This window comes from Stenotrophomonas sp. AS012628, from assembly GCF_010608305.1.
GTDB lineage: Bacteria > Pseudomonadota > Gammaproteobacteria > Xanthomonadales > Xanthomonadaceae > Stenotrophomonas > Stenotrophomonas geniculata.
The window spans coordinates 24222-34453 of the sequence record NZ_VMBJ01000052.1 but is presented as its reverse complement, the minus strand read 5'-3'; the positions used below and the strand labels follow the sequence as shown (position 1 = coordinate 34453).

The window sequence follows — 10232 nt, the reverse complement described above, 5'->3', positions numbered from 1 at the left end:
GGGAGGGTGGGTTCGTCCGCGGCCTGGGCGGTGTGGACGGCGAACAGAATGGCAGCAGCAAGCAGGTGGCGACGCATGGCATGATCCGTGAAAACAAGGTGAAATGTTATAACGTAACTATTTGTATCGACAAGGGCGAAATGGGCCTTGCGGCAGGTGGTGGATATGAGAATGGTTCTCATATGAAAATGCGGGACGATCCCCTCTGGTCCCATCATGCTCAACCTCACCCTTGCCGACCTTGATCGCCTGGGCCGCAGCAGCGGCTTCCGCTATCGCCTGCCGGCGTCGGCCGCCGATCTGTCGGGTGAACAGTGCGTGGTGGAAGGCAGGGTGGAGCAGCGTCGCCTGCGCCCGGGCATGACCCTGGCGCTGTCGGACGTGATCGCCCATCAGCCGTTCGAGGCAACTTCGGAATCGCCGCCGGCCTTCTCGGCGATCGTGATGCTGGAGGGACGCGCAGGGGCGCGGCTGGCGGGGCAGGCAGTGATCGGCATGAACCCGGGTGCCGGCACGATGGTGCTGGCCGAGGCAGCACCGATGACCGCGATTCATCCCGCCGGGCAGCGGATGCGCAGCCTGAATGTCTCGTTGGACGCACCTGCCGGGATTGACGACCCGATGATCAGCGAACTGCTATCCACCGCGCATCGCACCGGTCACCCGCGGTTACGTGGTTGGCAGGTTCCCGGGCATCTCGAGCACGCCGCTGACCAGCTGCTGTCGGGCAGCTGGCACGGCGCGATGCATGCACTGCTGTGCGAGAGTATCGGCCTGCAGATGCTGGCCCTGGCGCTGGGGGCGCCTGCGAGGGAGGCATCGCCGGACCTGCGTGTTTCAGCACGTGACCGCCGCATGCTGCAGCGGGTGATGGATTGCCTGCAGGCGGCTCCAGCCGCCGACCATTGCCTGGAGGATCTGGCGCGCCTGGCCTGCATGAGCCCAAGCAGCCTGCGCCTGAAGTTCCAGCAGGTGTATCAGTGCTCGGTGTTCGGCTGGCTGCGCGAGCATCGCCTGCAACTGGCCTGCGCACAGCTGCGGCAGGGCTGCAGCGTACAGCAGGCCGCGCATTTCGTCGGTTACCGGCATGCCACGAATTTCGCGACCGCGTTCCGTGCGCGCTACGGCATCGCGCCCAGCCAGCTGCGCTGACGCCGGATCAGCGTCGGCAGTGCGCATACATCTGCTGCGTCTACGCATACGTGTGCTCACGCTCAAATGACAATAATTCTCATCCAGCCTTTCTCTCCTGCTGGATCTCCCATGCCCGCCTGTATCCGCCCGCGCGCCCTGGCAACCGCCATCGGCACGACCCTGGCGCTGTTCAATACTGCCCACGGCGCCGAGCGCGCCCCCGCCGCGAACACCTCGCAGCTGCCCACCGTGCAGGTCACGGCCGATCTCGATGGCAGCACCGAATCCTCACGTTCCTACACCACCGACTCCATGGGCACGGCGACGGGGTTGTCACTGACCTCGCGGCGGACGCCGCAGTCGGTCAGCCTCATCACCCGCCAGCAGATCGAGGACCGGGGCCTGCTCAGCACCGCCGATGCGCTGGCCACTGCTCCGGGCATCTCGGTCACGCGCAGTGATGCCAACCGCTACTCATTCTCGGCACGCGGCTTCGACATCGACAACTATCAGTTCGATGGCGTGGTGATGCCGGTGCTGTCGCCGTGGAATTTCGGCGAGAACAACCTGGACATGGTGGTGTACGACCGCATCGAGATCGTGCGCGGCGCCAATGGCCTGATGACCGGTGCCGGCAATCCGTCGGCGGCGGTGAACTACGTACGCAAGCGCCCGCTGCGCGACGTTGCTGCCAGTGGCGGCATCAGCCTCGGCAGCTGGGACGCGCGCCGTGCCTGGGTGGACGTGTCCAGCCCACTCAGCCGGGAAGGGCGCGTGCGTGGCCGCATGGTCGCTGCGCAGGCCGAGGGCGACAGCTACACCGCTGGCCTGGACAGCACCACGAAGACGCTCTACGGCGTGGTCAGCGTGGACCTGGGCGAGAACACCGGCTTGATTGCCGGTATCTCCTACCAGGCCAACGACAATCGTGGCTTCGGCAGCGGCTTTGCGCTGTTCAATGCCGACGGCACGCGTACCCGCTTCGACCGCTCGGTATCGGCCACCGCGCCGTGGGCACGGATGAGCACCGATACCCGCAACGGCTTCTTCGATTTCAACCATCGCTTCGGCAACGACTGGCAGGCACGCGTGTCCTACAGCCGCTCGCATACCGATATGGAGATGAAGCATCTCTACCGGGGCGGCTATCCCGATCCGGTGACCGGGGCGATGCCCAATGGCAATAGCTTCACCCGCTACGACGGTCCGGTGCGCCGTGAGGCGGTCAGTGTCAGCCTGACCGGTCCCTTCCAGCTGTTCGGCCGCCAGCACACGGCGTCCGTCGGCTGGTCGCGCTCACGCGACGAGATCGCACTGGGGCAGTACCGCGCACTGGCCCCGTTGCCGCCGTTGGCCAGCTATTTCGACTGGCACGGGCCGGGCACGCCCGAGCCGGTGTGGGCCAGCAACAAGACCCAGGCCGATGATCTGGACAATCATCAGAGCGGTGCCTATGCCGTGGCGCGGCTGTCGCTGGCTGATCCGCTGCATGTGATCGTCGGTGGCCGCCTGAGCAACTGGGAGACCGACCAGGTCTACTTCGGCAGCAAACGGAAGTACCGCTACCGCAACGAGTTCGTGCCGTATGCCGGTGTGGTCTGGGACCTCAACGACTACAGCAGCGCCTACGCCAGCTACACCGGCATCTTCAAGCCGCAGAACAACCGCAACGAATCCGGGCAGATCCTCGACCCGGTCAGCGGCCGCAGCTATGAGCTGGGCGTCAAGGGCAGCTGGCTGCAGGAGCGCTTGAATGCGTCGGTGGCGCTGTTCCGCACCCAGCAGGACAACCTGGCCGAGGCCACCGGTGGTCTGGTCGAAGGCAGCACGCAGGCGGCCTACCGCGCAGTGAAGGGCGCAACGGTAGACGGCCTGGAACTGGAACTGGCCGGTGAGCCGCTGCCGGGGTGGAGCCTGGGCACCAGCTTCACCACCTTCATCGCGCAGGACGCGCAGGGCAGGGCGATCAACACCGCCAAGCCGCGCAGCCTGTTCAAGCTGTTCACTACCTGGCGGCTGCCGGGTGCCTGGGACCGGCTGACCATCGGCGGTGGCGTGGACTGGCAGAACCGCATGTACCAGACCGCCACCGCGCCCGGAAATCGCCGGGTGCCGGTGCAGCAGCCCAGCTACGCACTGGTGAACCTGATGGCGCGCTACCAGTTCAGCTCCAATGTGTCGGCGGCGGTCAACATCAACAACCTGTTTGATCGCCATTACTATTCGCAGATCGGCTTCTACAACCAGGGCTGGTACGGGGCACCGCGAAACGTGATGTTCACGGTGAAGGTGGGTTACTGAAGATGCCGTCGCGCGGTTCAGGGATCCAGCGGATCCATCGGATCGATGCGCAGCGATTCGGGAGCCGGCACGAACGGGATCGCGTAGGGCGAAACGCGTGAACCGACCTTGCCCGGAACGTAACCCAGTTCATGGCGGTTGCGCTCGCTGAAGGCGCTGCTGGCGACCGAATCGATATGCGATGGACTGCTGACCACCAATGCCGGTTGCCGCGGCGGTGCCTGCAGGGCCGCCAGCAACCGGGCCGCATTGCGCAGATTGGTGGTGGTGTGGCGGGCATACGGCTCGATGATGATTGCATCTGCGGGAATGCCGAAGCGTGCCATCAGCGCTTCGCGCATCTGTACCGCTTCGACGCTGCGGGTGCCGCGTGGATGTACCGCACCACCCGAGACGATGAGGAAGGGTGCATCACCTGCCGCGTAGCGCTGCGCGGCCGCCTTCAGGCGCAGCTTGCTGCCGGCGCTGAGCGGGGTGGTCAATTCGTCCGGTCCCTGGCCCAGCACGATGATCGCGGTGTACGGATGCGCATTCCAATCGAGCTGCCGCGCACGCGCAAACGGCGCGGCGTTCATTCCCGCGCTGATCGGCTCGAAGCGGATCGCATCGAGGCGGTCATTGGCATCGAGCAGGCCTACCGCCACCGCGATGCTGCGATCGAAGGCGGTGTAGGCCGCGCTGGCGTCCACCTCGCTCATTTGCACGGCAATGGCGACGTCGCCGGCCAGTCGCGTGCTGCCCGCCGCGCCGACCGGGCCGTCGATGGCGTCGTAGCGGGGTGGCTGGCCCTGGCCGTAGACGGAGAGAATGTTGTTGAGGCCTGCCAGTTCCCGTTCGATGGCTTGGGCGTGCGCGGGAGCCGCGGCGATCAACAGGCCGGCCTGCGTGGGCGTCCAGCGTGCGGACGCGAGCGTGCAGGTGGCGGTCCGGCAGTCGGCCAGCTGCTGCATGCGTTCGGCCAGGAGGGCGCGCGCATCACCGGGCAGTGTATCGGGCTTCAACTGCATGAGGGTGGGGAACAGTCGTGCGGCCAGCGCGGCGCTGTCGCGGTCGTCGGCCGCCGCCGCAAGCGGCAGCGCCGCCGCGGCAAGCAGGGCAAGGGACAAGGCAAATCGTCGATGCATCACCAGCTCCTGCTCACCATCAGGCGGACGTTGCGGCCGAACAGCGGCCGTCCATAGATTGCCTCGGCCGAACCCTGTCCGGCCAGGGCATCGGTGCGGGTGTTGCCCTCGGTGAGTCCCTTTTCATTGGTCAGGTTGTCGCCCACCAGCTGTGCGCCCCAGTTGCCGCGTTTCCATGAAACGCCCAGCCCCAGGGTCTGGTAGGCAGGCAGCGCCGTCTGGTTGAACAGATCAACATAGGATTTGCCGACCACGTCATAGCGCAGCCAGGTCTCGAACTGGTCCTGGCCGTGCTGGAAGCTGAAGGTCGGGCGGAGGTTGCCGTAGAGCTTGGGCTCGCGAACGATCTGCTTGCCGTTGACGGCGGCCGGATCGGCGCCGGAATCGTTCTGCAGGCTGTCGTACTGCGGATCGCTGACCGTGATCGAACCGGCAATGCTGAACCAGTCGAGCGGCCGGAACAGCCCATCCAGTTCGATGCCCTTGGAGACGGCGGTACCGATGAACGGCACCGACTGGTCATTGCGGCCGGTCGTCGGGTTGAACGCCACGAACGAGGCGTTGAGCGGGTCGAACTTCGTGTAGAACGCAGTCAGGTACAGGTAGGACCGGCCGAATCCGGCCTTCAGGCCCAGCTCGTACTGGTCCAGCTGCGTCTGCACGATGGTGGGATCGATCGAGCGTGCCACCGACGAGTTGGGAACGATCTCCATGTGCGAGACGCGGGCGTAAGCACCCACCGAAGAGGTGAAATCGAAGTTCGCACCGACGGTCCAGTTGGTCGCGGACGGATCCAGGCGATGGTTCTGGACGACGCCGGTGAACCGGCGCGTGGTGTTGTCGGCCAGTGTGGTGCGGTCGCCGAGGTCGACCTGGGCGGTCTGCTCTGCATAGCCTTCATAGCGGTAGCGTTCATGGCGGATGCCTGCGTCGAGCTTGAAGCGGTCCGTCAGTGCCCACGTGTCATTGGCATACACCGCGAACATGCGGGCATCCACTTTGCCGCGATTGAGGGTAGTGGTGTAACGCAGCGCGCCCTTGTCGGTGACGTATCCCAAGGGGGCGCCATCGTTGCCGTAGGCCACCAGATCCAGCAGGCGTGGCTTGCCGCGCATCTCCATCAGCATGTCCTGGTACAGACTGAAGGCCGTGGTGCCGAAGAAGGCCGTATATGCGCCGATGTTCAGATCGTGGCTGCCCCAGGCCGTTTCAAACAACCGCGTCGCACTGAAGTCGGCCTGGCCGGAGTAGAAGTCCGAATCTGCGGCCCGGTACTGGGCCGAGATCACCAGGCCGGAGTCGGCATAGGGGGCGTAGGCGCTCGCCCCGTTGCTGCCGGCCAGAGCGTAGCCCATCCGCGCGACGCCGGCGCCGAAGGCGCTACGGGCCGCGCCCAGATAGCCGTTGGCGAAAGTGCGTGCGTCGACCGGGTTGGTGGTCGAGTACAGTGCGTCGAAGGTGTTGCGGCCCTTGGTGTAACCGGTTTTCAGCGAGATCGTCCAATCGCTGGCGGTATTCTCGTACTGGAAGCCGATGTTGCCGAAGCGCATGTGCCGGCCATCGGCCAGGTCGCGGTTCATGCCCTGCAGGACGCCGCCGCCATCGAGGTATTTCAGGTTGACACTGCGCAGCGACGGCGAGTTCAGCGTACCGTCGAAGTAGTCGATGTACGGGTCCAGCGGGACGCTGGGATTGCGCGGATCGGCGACCGGGATCGGCAGGTAGAACGTATTGTGGTCATCGACGAAGGTACCGCTGACCTTGAACCAGCTGGTGTCATCGAAGTAGTGCTTGATGTTGCCCCTGATCTGCCCGCCCTTGTCGTTCGGGAAGCCGTTGTCGCGGTAGCCATCGTGCTGGCGCAGGAATCCACCGACCGCATAGAAGGTGTCCTTGCCGAGGGCGCCGGACTGGTACATCTCGCCACGGTACAGCCCGGTGTCACCGACGGTCAGCTGGGCCTTGCCGTGGGTCTGTTCCGAGCCCTCGGCCAGGATGTTGTTGACGATGGCGCCGCCACTGCTCGCATAGATCGGCGCCGGACCACCACGCACGATCTCCACCCGCTGGTTCATCACGTCGAACCGGTTCATGCCGTCGCCGGAATTGAAGAAGTGGCCATCCAGCTCCTGGTAGAGCGGCAGGCCGTCCTGCTGGAAGGCGATGAAGCCACGATCGGTGGGAATGCCGCGCAGCCGGGTGATGTTCTGCACCTCGCCTCCGGTGGCTTCGACATGGATGCCGGGCACGGACCCGAGCAGGTCGGCATAGCTTTTCGGTGCGAGTTTCTGCACGTCTTCGCGGCTGAGCGAATTGACTGCGAAGGACGCATCGAAACGACGCTGGGTGCGCGCCGCACCGGTGACGACCACCGCATCCAGCGTTGCGGCGTCGACGCTGCCCTGGTTCTGGACCGGGGCGTCCTGCGCAGAAGCGTTGCCGTGCAGGGATATCAAGGCCAGGGAGATTCCCAGGACCAGGGGGCTGATGTTCATCGGAGGGCGGCCATGCAGGGAAGGGGGACCGCTGCACGGTAGGTCCGGGCGATGACGGAATTGTTTACTTCGGCGGAAATAAACAGTTAAACGATGGCATCGGCGCCCAGCTGGTGGATCGGCAGCAGCGCCGCGCCCACCGATACCGCGGATCCTCCCAGCCGTGACACATGCACCTGCGGCAGGCGCAGGCTGTCCAGCGCGCTGCTCCAGCGTGCCGGCTGCTGCAGGTGTTGCCCCAACGCCTCCAGTACCTGGCGGGGCAGCGAACCGGACAGGATCACGGCGCCCGGATCGAGCCACGCCACGCCGGTATTGGCCGCTGCGCCCAGCTGGTTTCCCGCGCGTTCGGCCCAGGCACTGATGATGCCAGCATGGCTTTCCAGGCAGGCCTCCAGCTCGAACAACGTAGGAATCCCCGCGCCGGCGTCGCGCAACGTGGCCAGCAGGTCGATGCCCGAGGGGCGCGGTGCGTCCATGCGGAACAGGCGGCCGATGTCGCCTGCATTGCCGAACTCACCGCGCATCACATCACGCCGGTGGATCACGCCGCCACCCACGCCGTGGCCGACATACAGCAGCAGCGCCGAAGCGCAGTCGCGGATCAGCCCGCTGTCGTAGTACTCCGCCAACGCCGCCAGGGTTGCATCGTTCTCCACCCACACCGGGAAGCCGAAGTAGTCTTCGAAGAACTGGTCGTTGTCGATATCGCGCCAGCCATGCAGCCAGTCCACCGCGTGCCGGCGTGCCGGACGTTTCGACCACGGGCCCCGGAACGGCCACGCCGAGGCCCAGAAAGCGCGCGCGCATCAGTCCGGTGCTGCTGGTGAGGCTGCGCAGGCGCTGGTCCACGCAATGGACGAAATCGAGGGGATCTGCGCTGTCGAATGCGGTGGCATCGCGGGCGATGACCTGGCCGGCGAAATCCACCAGTGCGATCTCCAGCCAACCGGGATGCACCGTGGCACCGGCGGCATAGCCGCCCCGACCGGACAGCGCCAGTGGCACCGAGGGACGGCCGCGCTGGCCATCGGACAGTTGTCCCTGTTCCTCGATCACTTCCAGCATCAGCAGTTCACGCGCCAGGCGGGTCAACGCGCCGTTGTGCATGCCCAGCTGGTGGGCGATGGTGATGCGGGGAACCGCGCCCATCGTGCGCAACAGCCAGATGATGCGCTTATGGTCGGCCTCCAGCGCGATCAGCGGCTTGCGGCGCAGCCGCGATGTCGGGGCCAGGCTCACGGGCGCAGGCCATCGCTGCGTGCTGGAGGGATGGGCCAGGCCAATGCGGCCAGCGAAAGCAGGCTGCCGATGGCGACCAGCGAGACCAGGGCGACCGAGGTGTCCAGATCGCCCGCCTGTATACCGGGCAGCACTTCGCCCAGCAGCAACGAAGAGGCCGCGATGGATAGCTTCATGGTTCCGGTGAGCAGTGCAAAGCAGCTGAGGTCATCGTCGCGTCCGCCATGGATGGCGTGGCGACGGGCGATCAGCGCGGTGCGTCGCCACAGTACCAGGCCGACGCTGGCCACCGCCGTCCCGTGGGTCGCGGCACATGCAATCGCTATGGGCGTGGAGGGGAGGGCCAGGTACACGCCGACGGCTCCGACGGCCAGCACCGACATCAACGCGAGCATCCCGGTCTCGCTGTGCAGCGTTGTACGCAGGCGCAGGCAGAGCCAGGGGGCAACCACCATGCCCGCCACCATCGCGAAGGTCAGCGCTGCCCCATGTTCGGCGAAGGGGAACAGACGCCCTGCCAGGCCGACCAGCGTCGTCTCCGCCGCCGCGGCCAGCAGAACCGGCAGCAGCGCTGGCAGGGGCAGGGCAACAGCAGCGGGCGTCCTGGTTGCGCTGGGCCGTGGGGGCGTTGCGACGCAGGCCAAAGGAAGCGCAGCGGCCGCGATCAGCACGCCGATGACCATGCAGATCAGCAACGCGTTGCCACTGCCCTGGGACGCAGGCGTACCGACCACGACGAACAGCGCCGAGGCAATGCACAGCTTGGAGATCGGCACTACCACGGCGCGGGTGGAGACATAGCGCATGGCCTCGACCTCGTCACGGGGCAGCAACGACGTCAACGCGTTCTGGGCCACGTCGTAGACTGCATAGCAGGTACGGAACAGCAACGATGCGACCAGCAATGGCAGGAAGGCGGGCTCGGTTGCGTTGCCCGGGCTGAACAGCAGGCAGGCGCTGGCCGCCGTGCCGAGCCCGCCGATGAGCTGCAGGCGCAGGGCGAGGCGCTGCTGGTTGCGCAGGCGGGTGAACACGGCGGCCAGCAGCAGATCGAGCAGGCTGCTGTAGGCCAGTGAAATGGCCAGCAGCTGGCCGGTGTGGGCCGCCGACAGCCCCAGCCGGGCGTGCAGGTAGTAGCCCAGCACCAGATCCACGAATGACCAGGCCAGGGTGCGGGCAAAGTGGCCGGCGGCATAGAGGTGCCGTGGCGAGGGCTGCGCGTTCAACGCCGTGTACTGGGGGAGAAGAGCCGGAGATGCTGGATCGTTCTACTACCCCTGTGTGACATGGTCCTGACATGGCGGGTGGCCGGGCATTCAGCGCGTGGCTTGCACCCCCTGCCGCGGGCGTGCAGCATTTGCCCTGCTGCCCCCACCACGCGTCACGCAGCGCTTTCTTCACTGGAACGGAGCAACGTATGAAACTGTTGTCCGCTGTGTTGTTGTCTGCGCTTTCGCTCTCCGCCGTTCCGGCGCTGGCAGTGGAAGCTTCGCCCTCACCGCTGTTGGGGCGCTGGTCGCTGGATATCGCCACGTCTGCACTTCCCGAAGCGCAGCGCCCGAAGCATGTGGTGCTCGAGTTCAAGGACGCCGGTGCGGGGCGTTGGAGTTCACATGTGGACATCGTCCTGCACGACGGCAAGACCATGAAGTCCGACGGCACGCTGGCGCTGGACGGCACGCCGGGGCCCTTGTCCGGTACTTACGGTGCGGACAAGGCCAACCTGAAACTGCCGGCGCCGAACACCCTGGTGATGCAGCTGGTGGACCACGGCACGCCGGCCTCCACCCGCATCTATACCGTGGCGGCCGACCGTACGACGATGACCGAGACCAAGGCGTTCTACGGTCACGACGGTACGCCGATCCTGCAGACCAATCTGTTCAAGCGGATACCGTAGCGGCGCCGCCTGCACCACGCCCGCACAGCGGGCGTG

8 protein-coding genes and 1 pseudogene are annotated in these 10232 nt (G+C 66.0%); 4 read left to right on the top strand and 5 right to left on the bottom strand.

Annotated elements, in window-relative coordinates:
* From G5A07_RS22260 to G5A07_RS18510, 3 genes are all read left to right on the top strand, one after another.
* Positions 1–245: hypothetical protein (locus G5A07_RS22260; RefSeq protein ID WP_223107719.1), on the top strand; the 245-nt coding region annotated here is incomplete at its 5' end.
* Positions 217–1152 (top strand): helix-turn-helix transcriptional regulator, encoded by a 936-nt coding sequence (locus G5A07_RS18515; protein ID WP_191863775.1) that lies wholly within the window; start codon positions 217–219, stop codon positions 1150–1152. The genes G5A07_RS22260 and G5A07_RS18515, both read left to right, overlap by 29 nt.
* A gap of 111 nt (positions 1153–1263) precedes the next feature.
* Positions 1264–3435, top strand: coding sequence for a TonB-dependent siderophore receptor (locus G5A07_RS18510; RefSeq protein WP_191863774.1), 2172 nt, complete (start codon positions 1264–1266; stop codon positions 3433–3435).
* Between the two features lie 17 nt (positions 3436–3452).
* Here the strand turns inward: G5A07_RS18510 and G5A07_RS18505 are convergent, their stop codons facing one another.
* The 5 genes and pseudogenes from G5A07_RS18505 to G5A07_RS18490 all read right to left on the bottom strand — a co-directional run bounded on the left by G5A07_RS18505 (position 3453) and on the right by G5A07_RS18490 (position 9522).
* On the bottom strand, positions 3453–4559 hold the full coding sequence (locus G5A07_RS18505) for a YdcF family protein (protein WP_010484259.1): 1107 nt from the start codon (positions 4557–4559) through the stop codon (positions 3453–3455).
* Entirely contained in the window at positions 4559–7054 is a 2496-nt protein-coding gene (locus tag G5A07_RS18500; RefSeq protein ID WP_191863773.1) for a TonB-dependent receptor, read from the bottom strand. Before G5A07_RS18500 ends, G5A07_RS18505 begins: the two co-directional genes overlap by 1 nt.
* An 86-nt stretch (positions 7055–7140) precedes the next feature.
* The gene (locus tag G5A07_RS22530) at positions 7141–7602 is read right to left on the bottom strand and encodes a hypothetical protein (RefSeq protein WP_262405901.1); all 462 of its coding nucleotides are present in this window, start codon (positions 7600–7602) and stop codon (positions 7141–7143) included.
* Positions 7603–7713: pseudogene (locus G5A07_RS22525) on the bottom strand (hypothetical protein); the annotation flags it as partial.
* A 579-nt stretch (positions 7714–8292) separates the two neighbouring features.
* A complete protein-coding gene (locus tag G5A07_RS18490; protein WP_191863772.1) occupies positions 8293–9522 on the bottom strand; it encodes an MFS transporter in 1230 nt (409 codons plus the stop codon).
* Positions 9523–9713: 191 nt separating this feature from the next.
* Here G5A07_RS18490 and G5A07_RS18485 point away from each other — a divergent pair, with 191 nt between their 5' ends.
* A complete protein-coding gene (locus tag G5A07_RS18485; protein WP_010484263.1) occupies positions 9714–10196 on the top strand; it encodes a hypothetical protein in 483 nt (160 codons plus the stop codon).
* Positions 10197–10232 lie beyond the last annotated feature (36 nt).